The sequence below is a fragment of the Blastopirellula sp. SH421 genome, assembly GCF_057808535.1.
In genome coordinates this window covers 3,506,484-3,524,121 of the sequence record NZ_CM173712.1, presented here as the reverse complement: position 1 = coordinate 3,524,121, position 17,638 = coordinate 3,506,484, and the positions used below count along the sequence as shown (strand labels likewise).

Genomic DNA, 17,638 nt, shown 5'->3' with positions numbered 1-17,638 from the left:
TTGCAACAAACGTGCCAATGCATTTTTTGAAGAGGCGCATCGGTGGTAGGGGATAGTCATCGCTCCCTGGGAACCTTGCTAGGGAGCGGATGCGCCTCTTGCCGGAAAGGGCAGCGCGATGCTGTTGCAAGCTAGTAACAGTCGAATGCCTAGAAGCTGTGCAGATTTCACGCGGAGTGCATCGAAGCAAGGCGTGGTTAACAGCCAGGGTGTCGATCAGAACCGACTACTCAATTTTTTCGTTCAAGAGCGAAAGAGTTGCTTGGAGATTGCCCGATTGAATGCAGTCCACAATCGCGCGATGCTCGTCGTAGATCACCATCGGATCGGGGCAACGGCGCTGCGTCCGACGAAAATGGGAGCGAATTCGATAGACCATCGCTTCCCAGATTGCTAGCAGGTCTGGTTGTCCAGCTCGTTCCAAAATCGAGCGATGAAAAGCGATGTCGGCTTCGGCAATTGCGGCGTAGTCGCGCGCGGCGCAGGCTTCTTTCATTCGCGCTAGAAGCGTCTCCCAGCGAGCGAAATCTTGATCGTTCAGCTCGTCAAAGATCAGTTCCAGCACGTAGCTTTCTAGCATACGCCGGATCGGTACGATCAAGTCGCGAATCGGTTTGGGGGGTTCCGATGCGACGACAACACCACGATTAGGACGCGTGACCAGCAACCCCTGATGGGTCAGCTTCTGAAAAGCTTCGCGAATCGCGTTTCGCCCCAGTTTGAAGCGTTTCGAGACGTCCATCTCGGTCAAACGAGAGCCCTCGACGAGTTGGCCGGACAGGATTTCTTCGCGCAATTGCTCGACAATTTCGGTGGATCGATGCGATTTTTTGTTGTCCACGATACAGGGATCCGCCATATTTCCGAACCAATTCGCCGCGTTTAAATATTGTCGACAATTGCCGTCGCTTCTCTCAAATGTGAGCATGCCAGGGCGGAATGTCAATCGCGCTACTGGATAGATACTTTGACGATGGCTCCTCAGTACATCCGAAAATCAGAGCGGTAATGTGGAAAAAGCAGGGTTTGACCGTATCGCTTCAACGGGCAAAAGGTGCGTCAAACCTTTCGCGCTGTTGGTAGTGCGCTCTGCTGAAGCGGCGTCGCGTCACTTTACCACGATGCTGGCCCTCTTGTTCGGCGCAGCCAGCTCAAACGGGTATGCGGCTTGTCTGATAGAGCATTGCGTCCGCGATTTTATCAAGGCTTACAATTTGATCGACTCCGCCAGCGGCGATTGCTTCCTGTGGCATGCCAAAGACGACGCAACTGGCTTCGTCCTGAGCGATCGTGCGGGCGCCGGCTTGATTCATTTCTAGTAACCCTTGTGCGCCGTCGCGTCCCATCCCTGTCAAAATCACGCCGGTCGCATTGGGGCCGATATATTTTGCACAAGAGCGAAATAAGACGTCGACCGACGGCCGAAATCGATTGACCGGGGGGCCTTGCGTGATCCGCACCGCATAGCTGGCTCCGCTTCGAAAGACGCTCATATGAAAGTCGCCGGGGGCGATTAACGCGTGTCCCGGCAGAATTCGGTCGCCGTTGGTCGCCTCACGGACGCGGATTCGACAGAGACGGTCGAGCCGTTCCGCGAATGAACGCGTAAATCCCGTTGGCATGTGTTGCACGATAACAATCCCCGGCGCGTCAGCCGGCAGTCGCGTCAAGACATCGCACAAAGCCTCGGTCCCGCCGGTGCTGGCTCCCATTGCGATCACACCGTGCGTTGAACGGATCAGCGATTTGCTAGTCGAGGTTGTAGGAACCGGTGGTTTCCAGGCAGCTGATCGGGGACGGACGCGCGCTTGTCGAGCACCGCGTACTTTTTGACGGATGTCATCCGCCATTTCCGCCGTACCTGACTGAACGTCAATTGAAGGCTTGGTGACAAAATCGATGGCGCCCAACTCCAACGCGCGCATGGTTGTTTGACAGCCGCGCTCGGTCAGCGACGAGATCATCACGACTGGCAGCGGATTGGCGTGCATTAGCTTTTCGAGAAAAGTCAAGCCATCCATCCGCGGCATTTCTACATCCAAGGTGATTACATCGGGACGCAGTTGTTTGATTTTGTCCCACGCGGCGTAAGGATCCGGAGCTGAGCCAACTACTTCGATCTGTGAATCAGCTTCTAAGATATGCGTCAACAACTGTCGCATGACTGCAGAATCATCAACGATTAATACGCGCGTTTTGGTCATCTTGGTCGCCTTCCCGAAAGGAACATTGATTGGTGGTTTGAAATTGATCTAGCGAAGTCAATGACGACGTCCATCGCCCGAGACTCGGCAGACGTGTACGCGACCCGAATCTGGCGAAAAGATCACTTTCATGCTCTGATCTCCTCCCAACAGGAAACCAACCAGCGGAATATTCTGTTCTTCTAAATATTGTCGGACAAAACTGACGTTCTTTTCGCCTGCATTGAGCAACGAATTTCGCGGAGCGATGGATGCTCCGCCAAACGCTTTCGCTTTTAAGCGAAGCTTGTCACCGCCGGAGCGAATCACTCGGCGAATTAGTTCGTCCATTGCGGAGTCACCGTAGCGAGTTGAATTGACGCCGGCGTGAATTGGTCGAGGAAGCACAAAATGGTTCATGCCCCCGATCTTGGAATAAGAATCAAAAAGGCAAACAGAGACGCAGGAGCCCAGGATTGACTGAATCTTATCACTTGCTCCGGCCACGCGCACTTCTCCGGCGATTACCGTGAATTTGGCGCCGACGTAACTAATAGCAGCGATCTTGCCCATATACGGCCACATTGTTGGGAAACGGGAGACAGTTCAAAGATCGAAACTCAACTCCGCAAGCGATAGATGGTCCCTCCCAGGGGCTCATAAGGATTTGCGCCCCACGACATGCTTTCGGAGTGCCCAATAAACAGGAATCCGTCTGGCTCTAAATAATTCGCGAAGTTTTCTAGGATCCGGCGCTGAGTAGGCTGATCAAAATAGATCAGCAAATTGCGACAGAAGATGGCGTCGAATCGCGTCTTTACAGGCCAGCCCGGCTTCACCAGATTGATCTGCCGAAAAGTCACGATGTTTTGCAGTTCTGGTTTTACCCTAGCGACCCCGTTAAATTTGCCGGTGCCGCGTAAAAAATATGCCTGTTGCAGTGGCCGAGGAATCGGCATGGTTTCTTCGATTGGGTAGACCCCTTCTTGGGCCTGCGCCAACACGTTGGTGTCAATGTCAGAGGCTAACACGCGAAGATCCCAGCCTGAGTTACGAAAGAACTCACGCAACGTGATCGCGATCGTGTACGGCTCATGTCCCATCGAACAGGCGGTGCTCCAGATTCTTACTCGCCGTCGACGTCCGGCGTTGGCTGCTTTGGCGATGGCCGGAAGCATCTGTTGCTGCATAAAATCAAAATGATGCGACTCGCGGAAGAACTCTGTTTTATTCGTCGTAATGCAGTTGATCATCTCCTGCATTTCGTCCCCGGTCGGGTCACGCAGCAGGACATACTCGAGATAGTCCAGATAAGAGGTGAGATTCAACGCTCTCAATCGCTTTGACATCCGCGAGCAAACCAACACGCGTTTGTTATCATTCAGAGAGATCCCTGACTCCTGATAAATCAGATTTTGGAAGATCTCGTACTCGTCGTCCGTGATCGTGGTTAACGAGCCAGATGAAGAATGATTTCGGCAACTTAGCGCCTTGACGCGATTGACAGCCATACGATTTCTGCGGGACGATTCGGATGCGATGTGCGGCGTAGTCATATTGAATATTTGGATTTCTAAAGTATCTCAATCGCAGCGGACGCGTCCATTTATAGACGCGCCCGCTTGATTGAAATCATTGAATAACAGCGTTAATTAAAACTCTTCAAACCCATCCGCACCGTTGTCGGCGCCGGCATGAATGAGATCGAGTTCATGTCCACTGCCGTTTCGATTGCTGCTTGCGGCGGCGTTGCGGGCACGGCCGGCGACAGCTTGACCCGAGCGAGCAGCGGGGCGCGACGTAACCGATTGTCGAATTGCGACGGTCGGCTTCCACTCAGCGGTGCGGATCTTGCCACGTGCGGCGCTCTTGCGAGCGACGTTAAACTGAGCGACGACTTCTTGCAATTGATCCGATTGACCAGACAAAGCGACGGCAGTTCCCGAAAGTTCTTCGGTCTGTGACGCATTGGCCTGGGTGACCTGATCCAACTGCGCGACCGCTTTGTTGACCTGCGAGATGCCGGCCGACTGCTCACGAGATGCGGCGGCGATTTCGGCGACGATATCGGTAACTCGTTTGACCGAGGTCACGATATCTTGCAGCGTCTCACCCGATTTGTTGACCAGGTCCGAGCCGACTTCGACTTTTTGGACCGAGTCTTCGATCAGACCTTTGATCTCTTTCGCGGCGCTGGCACTGCGTTGGGCCAAGTTGCGAACTTCTCCGGCGACAACGGCGAAGCCGCGTCCCTGTTCTCCGGCTCGTGCCGCTTCGACGGCCGCGTTCAGAGCCAACAGATTCGTTTGGAAGGCAATCTCATCAATCGTGGTGATAATGTCGGCGATCTTACGCGAGGCGTTATTGATTTCGCCCATCGCTTTCACCGCTTTACTGACGACTTCACCACCCTTTTCGGCCGTCTCACGCGAGCTGTTCGCCAACTGATTAGCCTGATCGGCGTTGTCGGCGTTTTGATTGACCGTCGCGGTGATCTCTTCCAGGCTCGAAGCGGTTTCTTCCAAGCTCGAAGCCGATTCTTGGGCGCCTGACGAAAGCTGTTCGGCGGCTGCGGCCAACTCTTGCGAAGCGGTGGCGACCGTCTCAGCAATGTCGTTGACTTCTACGATTGCGCGAGTGAACCAGCGGGCGATGAAGTAGCCCAACGCCAAACCGATCACGATCCCGCCGATAACAAATGAGATCACGGAGATTCGAGCGGAAGCGTAAGTAACGTCGCCGGCTGTGTTCGCCTCTTTCGCGATCTGTTCTTTTAGCTGCGACAACGCAGTCATATCTGTGTCGAGTTTGCGTGCTGTATCCTGCAATTCCCTCAGTCCGGTTGCGGCCTCTTCATTCTTGTTTTGGACGGCGAATGCCATGATCGATTTCGCCTGGGCCATAAAGGTCGGCATCGTCTCATTGATTTTTGCAAGCAGGGCCGCTCCTTCGGGCGTGTTAATCGTAGGGGTTGCTTCTTTGATTGCAGTTTGGAAATCGGCAGCACGTTCATCTAGTCTCTCTGAGAGTCTCTGCAGCTCTGTCTCATCCAATTCGATCACGGTTTGACGTACGATGCGACCAAGGTCTACTAAGCAAATGTTCGCCTCTTTGGTCTTCGAAAGACCGACCAACTCGCTCGTATACATGGTGGTTTGCATGTCGTTAATCAACGACATTTTGCTGAGTCCGAAATAACCGACAATACCGGTAATCAGACAGACCGCAGCAAACGACAGTAACAACTTCGCTCTAACGCTTAAACTTTGAAATGCAGCCATTGGTATATTTCCTGAAAATTAAATCTCGTAAAGAACTTCCTAAACAAATTCGCCCCCTCGCGTCCTTACGAGAGCTTCTCAAGTGAGTGTTGGAATTAAGGCCTAGGCCGCAAGTCCGTCTAGATTCGCCAGTTCGTCCATCCCGACAAGTCGAGCAATGTCGAGCAGCATGACGATTCGGTCATCGATTTTCCCCATCCCGGTAATGCACGAAGCATCTACATTTCCGGCAAGCTCCGGCGTCTCTTCGATGTCGCGTGACGGAATGTCAAGCACATCCGAGACTGTGTCGACCAGCAGGCCGACCACTTTGGCGCCCAAATTGACGACGATGATGACGGTGAATTGATCGTATTCTTTCTCCGCCATGCTAAATCTGCTGCGCAGATCCACTACCGGCACCACGGTGCCGCGCAAGTTCAGCACGCCTTTAATAAAATGCGGTGCTGTGGGGATCGGGGTGATCTTCGAAAACCCTTTGATCTCCTGAACTTTCAAAATCTCAATGCCGTATTCTTCGTTCTGTAATATGAACGTAAGAAATTGGCTACTGTCAGCGGCGACAGGGCCGCCATCTCTTGTCTTGTCTTCGCCCATTAGATTTACCTTTCAAATGTCGATTGACGCCCACGTGATCTCTACGCGGGCAATCGCCGCAAAGAGGTGTTGTCAGAGTCCGATTCTTACTTTCCGCATCCTGCAATCCGCATCAAACCAGGCACGTCGAGAATAAACGCGACGCGACCATCGCCAAGAATCGTAGCGCCTGAAACGCCCTCGATCTTTTTGTAGTTTTCTTCCAAGCTCTTCATCACAACTTGAAGTTGGCCCAACAATTCGTCCACCATCAGTCCGAATTTTCGCCCTTGATGTTCTAAGATGACGACCAACGCTTGACTGGGATCCAAAATCCGCGCCGAACAGCGAAATAGCTGATGTAATCGCAACAGCGGAATTGTCTCGCCTCGCACGATCAATACTTCGCCCCGGCCGATGACCGACTTGATCTCTGATGACTTGGGCCGGATGGATTCCAGCACCGAGAGCAGCGGCACGATGTAAACATCGTCATCCAACGCGAGACTCAAGCCGTCTAGGATCGCCATCGTTAGCGGCAGCTTAATTCGGAATGTAGTTCCTTCCCCTTCCGTGCTGCGGATAGAGATCCCGCCGTTGAGCATTTCGACGTTGCGCTTGACCACATCCATGCCGACGCCCCGCCCAGAGACGTTACTGATTGTTTCCGCCGTAGAGAACCCCGGCGCGAAGATCAACTCATGAATGTGCTCATCGCTTAATTCTTGATTCGCATCGATCAGACCTTTGCTGATCGCTTTTGCTCGGATCCGAGATTTGGAGAGTCCGCCCCCATCGTCGGCGACTTCGATAATGACGTTGCCCCCTTCGTGGTACGCGCTAAGCCGAATCTTTCCGACTTCCGACTTGCCAGCGGCCAATCGTCCAGCCGCCGACTCTAAACCATGATCAATCGCGTTTCTAACCAAGTGGGTGAGGGGATCGCCGATTTCTTCGATCACTTGTTTGTCGAGTTCGGTATCTTCGCCCAGAATTTCGACTTCGGCTTTTTTGTGCAATGATCCGGCCAAGTCGCGAATCAGTCGGGGGAAACGGCGGAACACATGCCCAATCGGCATCATCCGCACCGCCATGACGCGTTCTTGCAACTCCCGCGTCGTACGCTCCATCGTTGCAATCGCTTCCTGCAAAAGTGGAACGCGCTGGATTGGCAGTTCGCCGATCGATTGGTTGACCATTGAATTGGCGATGACCAACTCGCCAACCAGATTGATTAGCTCCTCCACTTTTTCTACCGACACGCGAATTGAGTCGGCTTGCAATGCTTTGGACTTCGGCGCTTCGGGGCGAACCTTCTGGTCCAGTGGATTGGCCTGGGGCTCATCGTCGTGGTCCGTCGAAGCGTCCACGGTCTCCTGGATTTCTAGTTCGCTGTCGTCTTCTACAAAGATGAATACCTCGCGGATATCGTCGATCGATCGCTCGGTTTGCAATCCGATCTCCCATCCCAAATAGCATTGCTCGGGATTGAGTTCCGCTAGACGCGGCAAATTTCGACGTTTCAAATTGACATGGAGGATTTCGCCCAGTCCTGCTAATTCACGTAGGAGCAGACCAGGGTCCATGCCCGACATAAAGATGTCTTGCGGCGGGGCAAATTTAATTTCAAAGCAACTTGCCTTGTTGGGACTAGTTTTCTGTTTTTTTGTAGACAGATCTTTGGCGTTGGTTGTTGATTCTTTGCCGAGGGCTGCTTCCAGTTCCGCTGTTAGCGTCGAAGTGTCAACCTCTAGGTCGGTCCCATCCCGCGCTTCGTTCACCAAATCGCCGAGCATATCCGCCGAGCGTAGCAAGAGATCGATCAACTCTTGAGTCGCCAGCATGCGACCTTCGCGAAGGAGGTCGAGCAGGCTTTCTAGGTTGTGGGTGAAGCCGGCAATTTTTGGAAAGCCGAAGGTCCCGCTCGATCCCTTGATGGAATGGGCTGCCCGAAAGATGTTGTCTAGCAGTTCCGTGCCGGCCGGATCTTTTTCAAGTTGCAACAACTCTGCTTCAAGGGTGCCGACATGTTCCGCCGCTTCTTCAAAGAATGCGGCGTGAAACTGCTGTAGATCAATTTGCATCGGATTATTTCCTACTTGACGACCTTGTTGACAACCGCCAGCAGCTTTTGCGGATCAAACGGCTTCACGATCCAACCGGTCGCGCCCGCCGCTTTGCCTTCTTGTTTTTTGGAGTCTTGAGACTCGGTGGTCAGCATCAAAATTGGCGTGAAGCGATAGTCGGGCTTCGCGCGTAATTCTCGAATCAAAGTCATGCCGTCCATGACCGGCATGTTGAGATCGGTAATCACCAAATCGACCGTTTTTCCGGCGACGTTATTTAGCGCCGCTTGACCATCGGCTCCCTCGACGACTTGAAACCCGGCTTCCTGCAGGGTGAAAGAAACCATTTGACGAATCGAGGTGGAATCGTCGACGACTAAAGCAGTTTTGGGCACGACGTATCTCCGAATCTAAAAAAGTTCAATGTCATCGCCAGCGTCAACTGCATCGTCCAACGTTTGAACGTTGCCTCCATGAGTCTCTCGCTGCGCCGCCATTACATAGCGGCTTGACAGTTCTACTAACCACTTATTATCCGCCGCTGAAAAATCGATATCAGTGATCTCCGGCTTGCTTCGCAGCTCTTGATCAATACTCTCCAGAGTTTTCACCACATGCCCAATTCGCTGGCTCATCGCGTCTTGAAATTGCATCGCCATGACGGCTCTAGAAATATCAGTCGCAAGCTGCTGGCTCGCCAGGGATGTGTGCTCAATGGTGACTTCGATTTCATGGTGTTTTGTCTCGAGAATTTGTAAGACACCGTCCACTTCAACTCGGCTCTGTTCCGCATCGCTGCGGTCAACGTCAGCACGGGACTTTAATCCAGCCGCCGCAGTTTGCGTCGCCTGTCTCAGTTCGTTCACGATTTCACGAATCGAATCGCTGGTGCTGGCGGCGCTTTTCGCCAGATGAGAAGTTTCGTTGGCCACAATTCCAAAGGCCGCCCCACGATCGCCCGCGCGAGCCGCTTCAATACGGCCATTCAGCGCCACTAGACGAGCGTTCTTCGCGAGTTCGTCAACCTGTTTCAATCTTGTTTCGATTCGCTGCATTCCCTCTTGCACCACAAGCATTTGGGATACGGCGGCGATCGAAAGTTCGCTCGACTGTTCGATACGGCTCAACAGCGATTCCATCGTTTTTCGAGCGGTCTCAATCAGCGTTGTCATGTTCGCCGTATTCGAGTCGCTTGCACCTTCGGCCGTAACTGCAGAGGTTCGTTCCACCATGTCTCGTGCTCGCGAGACCATTGCCTGAAAGCTCTGACAAACGTCAACGACAGATGATTCGACTTGCCGCACGGTTTCGTTAAGTTGTGCGCACAAAATCGGAAACACTGGCAAGCAAGAAGCGACCTCGGTCGCCAATGAATCTTGGACACACTCCAGATCAGCGACGTTTTGGTACTCGTCCGGAATATTTGTTTCTGGATCGGCGCATATTTCTTTCGTTGCGTTTAATGGAAATTTCATCACACGGAGCCCTATGTGCTTGAACGTTATGGGTATCGCAGAAGAAGGCGAATTGTATTTTTGCGCTTCGTCGCGAGCCTGAATCGATTTGTTTTTGGATTAGACGAAGACAAACTCTTCGTGCAGTCCAATAACCTTCAATGACTCTTTTAGGTTATCTGAGACGTTCGAGAGCATCATCGTGCGACGCTGAGAAACCAATTCTTCCTGGAGCACCAAAAGAAGTTGGCAGATGGCCGTATCAAGGCGTTCAACTCCAGTGCAGTCCACAAACAAGTCACCTTGTTCGTCAACAATTCCGAGCGCGAGATCTCGCAAATCTCGCACATGCTTAATACTGATCTCGTTGGAGAGGATCAGCCGCTTTTCTTGCTCATCGATTTGCCCAAGCGAGAAAGCTTGAGTCAGTTCTTGCAACAACATTGGAGCCTGCCCTAAATTTCGTAAGTTCTTCTTGAACGCACGCAGCTTACGTAATTGAATCGCTCTACTTGAGCGGAAATCTCCCCTTATTTTGCGGTTTACGCATTGCGGAATTTGCATCTATCATGCGCATTAAGCCGATTGTTTTTTAGCGAACGAATATCCTTTAAGCTCTTCTGAATGACCGACAGAAACCGCAATATCCGCATTAGAAAAATTGGTCGTAGTCGCGTAGTTTCGCAGTTTTTTCAGGCACGGCGTACCGGTTAGAGGAGTGCTACGGATAGTGGCGCCATTGTGTGGAGATGGAAGCTGAATTTGAATCCTGCACGATATGCGCATTTGGCACATTCGTGGTCTAGAAGCTGTTATCTATTGGAGTGGAGAGGGCATCGCGATGGGTGCTGATCTGACAAGCGTCTCCCCACCATGACTCCACAAGCCAGATAATCCCTACTTCACGCGGATCGAGATAAACTGGGTTACAAGGCATCTCTGCTCGCGGGGATAATTGAGCCAGGCGATGATTTCCGCGTATCCCATCCACATTCGTGCATTGGATTGACAAGTTGGGGCAATTACCTTTTGCGCTGAACTTTTCGCCTGATGCAGAGATCTAGGCGGTCGCCTGGGGGGAACCGGGCGTTCTAACCAGAAAAGTTTTTATCAGCTCAGTTCTCTGGGGCGCCTCTTCCCGGAACTGGGGCTGCCGTTTCTTGTGGTCGACGTATTGCGGACGCTCGCCACTGGGAAGCGGCGGCAGCAACGCGCAGCGCGCTTCGGCTAAATCTTGTTTAATGTCTTGCCAAACCGATGAATTGTTCTGGTTGATTCATCGGAGAGACCATACAGCCTATCGCTGAACGGCCATTATTGACAAACTGGCATACCCACGGCCAGGGATTAGAGCCCTTTCCCCGCAGGCTGGGCGTCTTAAGCGTAGGCAAGGCCAGCTGAGACGCTGCCTACAGAGAGGGGACGCACTAGCGTTGGGAGCAACTACGGACCGAATTCGGCACGCATGCTTTAAGCTAGGTTTGTGCTACTGATCTTCGTCGGCGGGGGAAAATCGCGGAGAGCGGCGAACTGACCATGCTCCGGATGATAGGCGAAGACCTCGCCGGTTTCAAATTTGTAGACCCAACCATGCAATTTCAATTTGCCTTGGTCGCAGGCCGCAGCGACTGCGGGATGCGTCGCCAGGTTGTCAAGTTGGGCTAACACATTTTCTTGAATAGCTAGGTTCAAACGCCGTTCCGGATCGGTGATGTCCCGGTAGTTCTCTTCCAAGATCTCTCGTGTTGGATGCGTATATTGAAGATAAGACTTGACCGCCGGCATCCGTTCTAGCGCCTCGGGATTCAATACTCCCTTCATTGCGCCGCAGTGAGAGTGTCCGCAAATGATAATGTCCAACACCTTCAGCTCGGTGATCGCATATTCGATCGTCGCTGCTTCTCCCCCGTGCATCGCTTCGTAAGGAGGAACAATATTTCCGGCGGTTCGCTGAATAAATAATTCTCCGGGTTTGGTTTGGGTAAGCCGGTTGGGATCAACACGTGAATCAGAACAAGTGATGAACAGCGCAAGCGGGTTTTGCCCGTTTACCAGAGACTCAAACAGGATCTGATTCTGACGAAAGGGTTCCTTCTGAAACCGCCGAACGCCCTCAACAAGTTTTTGCACGAGTGAATTCCCTGAGACCTCAAAAGATGGGTACATACAGTTGCACACGCTTGCAACTGTATGCAAGCTCTCATCATACCGTGAACCTCCGAAAAAAACAGGAAGTAAACCAGGAGGCCGCTTGGCATCCAGCAAACACATTTCTCGGTGCAAATTGCCAACGGACGGCCCGGCCGAGATCCAAGAAATCGGCGTGTCTTTAATTTATAGGCCGCGAAAATTTACCTGGAACGTGGTCCGGAAGCGGAGCTCCACCTCTGGACTACTCTTTTGAGTTGGGCTTTCCAGGGTTTTCCCAGTAGTAGAAGTGGCCGTCTTCTGCTCCGATCAGCAGGTCAGGGAACGTATCATGATTCCAGTTCACCGTTGTTGGGCTAGTCGTATGTCCGGCTAAGCGATGCGGATAAATTTGCAGCGGTTTCGCGAATGCCGACGGATGTTCAGTTGTTGAGACGTTTCGCATTAACTCAACGCTACTGCTGTTGATCAGCAGATCGAGTCGACCGTCTTGATCCCAGTCGGCGAAGCAAATTTTGCGACGGCCACTCTTGCCAGCTTCGCCAGGATTTAAGCGTAATGGTTCGCCTGCGGCGCTGGTAAAGATGCGCTTGCCGGGCAGAACGACAAGTTCATCCCCTTGGCGTTGCCGTTGATACCAGGCCAAGTACCCTTCGTGGTCCAAGCTCACCAGGTCGTTGAGACCGTCTTGGTCCCAATCAATCACGAGCGGCGTGGTGCGCCATTGAGTAACCAGTTCATTGTTCTGAGGATTCCACCAATTCCAGGCTGGCTTAGGCGGTTTGCCGTTCCATTGGACTTGAATCGGTCGAGCCGCTTCGAGCTCGTCATTTTTGTCGCCGGAATTGCGATACCATTGCACGCGGCCCCAGATCGAGTTCACGACCAGATCTTTTCGTCCATCGTGATCCCAATCCGCGACGCTGAGTGTGGTGTAACCCCATTTCGCTTCGGCAGGCCCTTGGATCGAACCGTTTTCGCCGGCCTGAACGCGGATTGGTTTCCCCTTCACTTGGAGGAGCTTGGGAGCCGCCCAGCGCGGAGGATTGCCGCCGTCCAGATTTTCAAAATAGCCGACATAGCCAGCCGAGTTGCCGGCAATTAGGTCTTCGTCCCCATCCCCATCCCAGTCTACGCTGACCGGAGTGACCAGCGCGCCAAATTTGAGGTTCTCGGCTTCTTGCTGAAAATACTGCGGCTGCAGAAACTGCGGCAAACCATCCGTCAATTTACCCAAGTTTTCGACCAATGCGACGCGGCCATCCTCGTCGCCGACAATCAAATCGACATCTCCGTCGGCATCCCAATCGATGGCGGTCGGCGTGATCATCTGCAAGTCCATCGCGATCGGTTGCCCGGCATGCATCAGCCGACGACCGGCGGCGTACTTCGGCTGCTTGCGCGTTCCCTGATTCTCGAAGTAGGTAAAGCCGTCGAGGAACTCACCACAAATCAAATCAAGATCGCCATCATTATCAAAGTCAGCCAGATTTGGCGAAGGCATTCCAAAGACATCCACCGGCTCGCCGGCCGCTTCTAGCATCACCGGCTTGGCGTAAGCGGGGCTCTCTGTCGATCCCTCGTTACGCACAAGATAGACATAGCCATGCAGCGGACCACGCATCCATTTGCCGCTGGCGTCAAACGCATTGTCCCAGCCATATTCGACCCAATCGCCAACGCCGACCATCAAGTCGAGTGCTCCATCAGCATCGTAGTCAACATAGCGCCATTGATTGGCGCGCACGCGGCTGGGGTGAATGTTTTTGTCGGGGTAGATCGACCTACTTTGTTCGATACGATCACCCAGAAAATTGATCCACTCGGTCCCCGGTGAGAGGATCCGCGGTTGACCATCCACATACGAAACCTGCACCGACTGCATCCCCGGCCCAACAGGGACCGGCGGCTTAAAAATCGGCAGTTTTTGGTTGCCGCCAGGATTCTCAAACAGATAGGTCCCTTTGAAGGGAACGTCGGGACACGAGACGATCAGGTCGAGATCGCCGTCTCCATCCCAATCGATTGGCATTGGCCACGCCCAGAGTCCAACGCCTAGATCGACATGCAATCCTGGGTCGTTGTATTTCACTGGCTGCTTCGTTTCATCCGCATGAAGCGATATCGCGATCACATGCAGCATGGCAGCTGAAAGAATAAGACGAAGCATAGGGCAAGCTCCTTCAGGCGAGGTGGGGGGGATCGGCTCCAAGCGCATAGGTCAGGGCTTCCTGCCCAACCGACGAAAGGCGATTTCAGGCCTAGCTTTTACAAACCGGCCGTGATATCCCTCTGGGATCCCAGCCTAGCTGCGCCTGCGATGATTATCAACCGTTTTTAGGGACAAGTAATTTAGAGATTCTCAGAGCAACTGCGTGAGCGTACTAAACGGATCGCTCACGCGCATCCATCTGGTTCAGTTCGTCCAACAGATCTTGAGGAAGCGCCAGGGGGATCGCATTTTTGCCTTCGCCCAGCGCTTGACGACGATCGAAGGAATCCAGCGCCAAGCGTCGACTAGCGCGGATATGCTCGCGCATCCAGTAGCGTGCCAGTTCGCTGCTCCCTTTTTTAAGAGCTCGCAAAATCCGTCGATGGTAACGATAAACCGAGAGCACAATTTCTAGATCGTGAGGCTCTCTCTTGGCGGTAAAGATGCGCGAGAGGATTCGCAGGTCAGAGATGATCTTGATCATGCGGCGGTTGCCGCTTGCTTGCAGGATCACCAAATGAAAGCCCATATCGGCCGATAAGAAACTTTGTAGCAGTTCAGGGCTGAAGTTCCTTGGTTCGCTTTCGGTCAGTTCTCGCGCAACCCGCATGATTTTTTTGCACAGTAGCGAGAGCATCTGCACCTGCTCGCTGGTTAAATGGCCGGCTACCATTTCGGCCGCATGGCTTTCAATCGCTTCACGAACCTCGTAAAGCTCGGCCATTTCGGCGCGATCGAGCGCATGGACGATGGTGCCAAACCGCGGAACCTGGCGGACTAGGCCTTCGACTTCAAGTTGACGAATCGCCTCGCGGATCGGCATGCGGCTCATGCCGATTTCTTTGGCCATCGCCAATTCCGAGATCTGGCTACCTGCCGGCAAGTCGCCAGAGAGTATCCGCTTTTGGATGTGCTGATAAGCCTGTTGTCGCAGAGGTATCTTTTCCATGAGCGTCATTGTAACGTTCTCGCCGCCATTCTTTGCACGCCAATTGCAACCGTTCAACAGGCCGGTCCTCGACAACGGGCCGGAGTTGCCAGAATTCAAAATTCTGGGGGTTGCATCTCTAAACTGTATCCTACAAGATGATGGGATACCAGCAGTATCCCACACAGCAATTGCTGTTTTTCTTCTCCCGGTCGTTTGCCGCCCCACCGAGCGTATCCTGTGCACACGTTCTCTCTCATCGACATCGCGGTGCTCGTGATCTACTTGATTGGAGTGGTCGGGATGGGGTTTTGGTTCTATCGCAAAGACCGGAACCCCGATGGGTATATGGCGGCTAATCGTTCAATGCCGGGCTGGGTTGTTGGACTTTCAATCTTTGGAACTTACGTCAGCAGCATCAGCTTTCTGGCGCTGCCAGGAAAAGCCTTTTCGAGCAATTGGAACGCGATTGCGTTCAGTCTTTCGCTGCCGATCGCGGCGTGGATTGCAGCACGCTGGTTTGTGCCGTACTACCGCCAAGGAAATGCGATTTCGGCCTACGAACATTTAGAGCAACGGTTTGGAGTCTGGGCCCGGACCTATGCCGCGACCTGCTATCTACTGACTCAAGTGGCGCGGATGGGGTCGGTGATGTATCTGCTGGCGTTGCCGCTGCATCAGCTGCTCGGTTGGGATATTCCGCTTTTGATCTTGGTCACCGGTGGGCTAACCACGCTTTACACATTACTCGGCGGCATTGAGGGAGTGATCTGGACGGATGCCTTGCAGAGTGTGGTATTGACCATCGGAGCTGTGGCTTGCGCTATCTTATTACCGTTGGGGATGCCTGACGGGCCTAGTCAAATGCTGGAAATCGCGACAGCGCATGACAAGTTTAGTTTCGGCGAGATGGGACTCAGCCTGTCGCAGCCGACGTTTTGGGTGGTGCTGATTTATGGTCTGTTCATCAACTTGCAGAACTTTGGAATCGATCAAAGTTATGTGCAGCGATATATCGCATCGAAATCAGACCAAGATGCTCGCCAGTCGGTCTGGTTAGGTACGTTAATTTACGTTCCCATTTCGCTATTGTTTCTATGGATTGGAACGGCGCTGTTTGCTTATTACAAGGTGCAACCTGATCTGCTACCGCAGTCGCTGCAACTTGAAATCGCCGCCGGCAAAGGAGATAACGTCTTTCCGTTTTATATCGTCGATGGACTGCCTGTCGGCGTCTCGGGATTGTTGGTCGCCGCGATCTTTGCCGCAGCGATGAGTACCCTTTCGACCAGCCTAAACGGCGCCGCGACGTTAACGCTGACTGACTATTACCGCAGATTTATCCGGCCTAACTCCAGTGAACGAGAGTCGATGGTCGTCTTGTACAGCAGCACCTTGGTTTGGGGGCTAATTGGCACAGGAACGGCGATCGCCATGGTGCAAGTGCAAAGCGTACTGGACGCATGGTGGCAAATGGCCGGCATCTTCAGCGGCGGGATGCTGGGACTATTTTTGCTGGGGATCCTCAGCCGGAAAGCAGGCAATCCGACGGCCATTCTCAGCGTCGTACTGGGAGTATTGGTTATTTTGTGGATGACTCTTTCTAGTACTTCGCTCTGGCCTGCTGCATGGGCCGATTTCGTCAGTCCCTTTAACGGCTTCTTAGTGATCGTCTTCGGCACGTCGACGATTCTGATCGTTGGATTACTGATTGCGTCATTATTGGGTCGTGATCGAAAAGATGTCGCCAAGGCTGATCACTCGTAGCAGGATTGGGCAGAACAACTAGACGACTTAAACCTGAAATCAACCATTCAGGTCACCTATCGGCCTACTTGGGCCAACCACAACAGGATGATCAACCTCGTGAGCTTTCCCCAAGACCGACTTGAAGGCATTGTACCGCCGCTTGTCACACCGCTGACCGATCGTGATCAGCTTGATCACTCTGGTCTTGAGCGGTTAATCGAACATGTGATTGCCGGGGGAGTGCAAGGGCTATTCATCCTCGGCAGCACCGGCGAGGCGCCCAGCTTAAGCTATCGCTTACGGCGAGAATTGATTGCGGCGGTCTGTCGCTTAACGAAGCAGCGCGTTCCGATCCTAGTTGGAATTACAGACACTGCATTCGTCGAGTCGGTCGCATTGGCCAACCATGCGGCAGACGCTGGCGCTGCAGGCCTGGTCTTGACCACTCCCTATTACTTTCCGGCTGGGCAAACCGAACTGTTAAGCTATGTGCGAAATATTACTCCCGAAATGCCTTTGCCGCTGCTGTTGTACAACATGCCCTCGCTGACCAAAGTGTGGTTTGAGATCGATACCCTCAAGCAGCTGACCGATCTGCCGGGGATCGTCGGGTTGAAGGATAGCAGCGGAGACCTTGTCTACTACGAGCAGGCCACTCAATTGAAACAGCTCCGGCCTGATTGGTCGGTAATGATCGGCCCCGAAGCTCTGCTGCCAGAGTCGCTTGCGCTGGGTGGAGATGGCGGAGTTGCCGGAGGCGCCAACGTGGCGCCGCGTCTGTTTGTCGATTGCTTTGAAGCCCAGCGGTCGGGCGATCACTTAAAACTGGCCGAACTTCACCGGCGGATTCTTGACTTTCAACGGATCTACGAGATCGGCAAATATGCCTCAAAATACATCAAAGCGACCAAATGCTGTCTGTCGCTGATGGGGATCTGTAACGACTTTATGGCTGAGCCGTTCCACAGCTTCCGCAAGCCGCAGCGATTGCAAGTTGCTGAAATCCTGACAGAACTAAATATCCCCGTATCCCAGAGTTAA

At 53.1% G+C, this 17,638-nt stretch carries 15 protein-coding genes; 2 read left to right on the top strand and 13 right to left on the bottom strand.

Features of this window, described 5'->3' with window-relative positions; all coding sequences use genetic code 11:
* Positions 1-226: 226 nt before the first annotated feature.
* From SH421x_RS14530 to SH421x_RS14470, 13 genes are all read right to left on the bottom strand, one after another.
* Positions 227-841 carry a GntR family transcriptional regulator gene (locus SH421x_RS14530; protein ID WP_488849969.1) on the bottom strand — a complete coding sequence of 205 codons (615 nt, stop codon included), beginning with the start codon at positions 839-841 and terminating at the stop codon, positions 227-229.
* Between the two features lie 310 nt (positions 842-1,151).
* Positions 1,152-2,204 (bottom strand): protein-glutamate methylesterase/protein-glutamine glutaminase, encoded by a 1,053-nt coding sequence (locus SH421x_RS14525; protein ID WP_488849967.1) that lies wholly within the window; start codon positions 2,202-2,204, stop codon positions 1,152-1,154.
* Positions 2,205-2,261: 57 nt separating this feature from the next.
* Positions 2,262-2,603, bottom strand: coding sequence for a chemotaxis protein CheD (locus SH421x_RS14520; protein WP_488849965.1), 342 nt, complete (start codon positions 2,601-2,603; stop codon positions 2,262-2,264).
* Positions 2,604-2,803: 200 nt separating this feature from the next.
* On the bottom strand, positions 2,804-3,694 hold the full coding sequence (locus SH421x_RS14515; protein ID WP_488849963.1) for a CheR family methyltransferase: 891 nt from the start codon (positions 3,692-3,694) through the stop codon (positions 2,804-2,806).
* Between the two features lie 141 nt (positions 3,695-3,835).
* On the bottom strand, positions 3,836-5,464 hold the full coding sequence (locus tag SH421x_RS14510; RefSeq protein ID WP_488849962.1) for a methyl-accepting chemotaxis protein: 1,629 nt from the start codon (positions 5,462-5,464) through the stop codon (positions 3,836-3,838).
* Positions 5,465-5,566: 102 nt separating this feature from the next.
* Positions 5,567-6,061 carry a chemotaxis protein CheW gene (locus SH421x_RS14505; protein ID WP_488849960.1) on the bottom strand — a complete coding sequence of 165 codons (495 nt, stop codon included), beginning with the start codon at positions 6,059-6,061 and terminating at the stop codon, positions 5,567-5,569.
* Between the two features lie 86 nt (positions 6,062-6,147).
* Positions 6,148-8,124 (bottom strand): chemotaxis protein CheA, encoded by a 1,977-nt coding sequence (locus SH421x_RS14500; protein ID WP_488849958.1) that lies wholly within the window; start codon positions 8,122-8,124, stop codon positions 6,148-6,150.
* An 11-nt stretch (positions 8,125-8,135) separates the two neighbouring features.
* On the bottom strand, positions 8,136-8,501 hold the full coding sequence (locus SH421x_RS14495) for a response regulator (protein WP_488849956.1): 366 nt from the start codon (positions 8,499-8,501) through the stop codon (positions 8,136-8,138).
* A gap of 15 nt (positions 8,502-8,516) precedes the next feature.
* Positions 8,517-9,245: a methyl-accepting chemotaxis protein gene (locus SH421x_RS14490; RefSeq protein WP_488856435.1), complete on the bottom strand. Its 729-nt coding sequence runs from the start codon at positions 9,243-9,245 to the stop codon at positions 8,517-8,519.
* 435 nt (positions 9,246-9,680) lie between these two features.
* Complete coding sequence (locus SH421x_RS14485) at positions 9,681-10,124, bottom strand: STAS domain-containing protein (protein ID WP_488849954.1); 444 nt, start codon at positions 10,122-10,124, stop codon at positions 9,681-9,683.
* Between the two features lie 906 nt (positions 10,125-11,030).
* Positions 11,031-11,690, bottom strand: coding sequence for a carbonic anhydrase (locus SH421x_RS14480; RefSeq protein WP_488849952.1), 660 nt, complete (start codon positions 11,688-11,690; stop codon positions 11,031-11,033).
* Positions 11,691-11,952: 262 nt separating this feature from the next.
* Positions 11,953-13,878, bottom strand: a complete 1,926-nt coding sequence (locus SH421x_RS14475) for an FG-GAP repeat domain-containing protein (protein WP_488849950.1) — start codon at positions 13,876-13,878, stop codon at positions 11,953-11,955.
* Between the two features lie 214 nt (positions 13,879-14,092).
* Positions 14,093-14,869: a GntR family transcriptional regulator gene (locus SH421x_RS14470; protein ID WP_488849948.1), complete on the bottom strand. Its 777-nt coding sequence runs from the start codon at positions 14,867-14,869 to the stop codon at positions 14,093-14,095.
* 219 nt (positions 14,870-15,088) lie between these two features.
* Here SH421x_RS14470 and SH421x_RS14465 point away from each other — a divergent pair, with 219 nt between their 5' ends.
* Together SH421x_RS14465 and SH421x_RS14460 are read left to right on the top strand one after the other, a co-directional pair.
* The gene (locus SH421x_RS14465) at positions 15,089-16,615 is read left to right on the top strand and encodes a sodium:solute symporter family protein (protein ID WP_488849946.1); all 1,527 of its coding nucleotides are present in this window, start codon (positions 15,089-15,091) and stop codon (positions 16,613-16,615) included.
* Between the two features lie 87 nt (positions 16,616-16,702).
* Positions 16,703-17,638: a dihydrodipicolinate synthase family protein gene (locus SH421x_RS14460; RefSeq protein WP_488849944.1), complete on the top strand. Its 936-nt coding sequence runs from the start codon at positions 16,703-16,705 to the stop codon at positions 17,636-17,638.

Excerpts from the sequence above, each read along its gene's own strand:
- SH421x_RS14485 (WP_488849954.1), bottom strand. The coding sequence starts at position 10,124 with ATGCAAATTCCGCAATGCGTAAACCGCAAAATAAGGGGAGATTTCCGC.
- SH421x_RS14510 (WP_488849962.1), bottom strand. The coding sequence starts at position 5,464 with ATGGCTGCATTTCAAAGTTTAAGCGTTAGAGCGAAGTTGTTACTGTCG.
- SH421x_RS14490 (WP_488856435.1), bottom strand. The coding sequence starts at position 9,245 with ATGGAATCGCTGTTGAGCCGTATCGAACAGTCGAGCGAACTTTCGATC.
- SH421x_RS14460 (WP_488849944.1), top strand. The coding sequence starts at position 16,703 with ATGATCAACCTCGTGAGCTTTCCCCAAGACCGACTTGAAGGCATTGTA.
- SH421x_RS14515 (WP_488849963.1), bottom strand. The coding sequence starts at position 3,694 with ATGGCTGTCAATCGCGTCAAGGCGCTAAGTTGCCGAAATCATTCTTCA.
- SH421x_RS14505 (WP_488849960.1), bottom strand. The coding sequence starts at position 6,061 with ATGGGCGAAGACAAGACAAGAGATGGCGGCCCTGTCGCCGCTGACAGT.
- SH421x_RS14525 (WP_488849967.1), bottom strand. The coding sequence starts at position 2,204 with ATGACCAAAACGCGCGTATTAATCGTTGATGATTCTGCAGTCATGCGA.
- SH421x_RS14520 (WP_488849965.1), bottom strand. The coding sequence starts at position 2,603 with ATGAACCATTTTGTGCTTCCTCGACCAATTCACGCCGGCGTCAATTCA.
- SH421x_RS14475 (WP_488849950.1), bottom strand. The coding sequence starts at position 13,878 with ATGCTTCGTCTTATTCTTTCAGCTGCCATGCTGCATGTGATCGCGATA.
- SH421x_RS14470 (WP_488849948.1), bottom strand. The coding sequence starts at position 14,869 with ATGGAAAAGATACCTCTGCGACAACAGGCTTATCAGCACATCCAAAAG.
- SH421x_RS14500 (WP_488849958.1), bottom strand. The coding sequence starts at position 8,124 with ATGCAAATTGATCTACAGCAGTTTCACGCCGCATTCTTTGAAGAAGCG.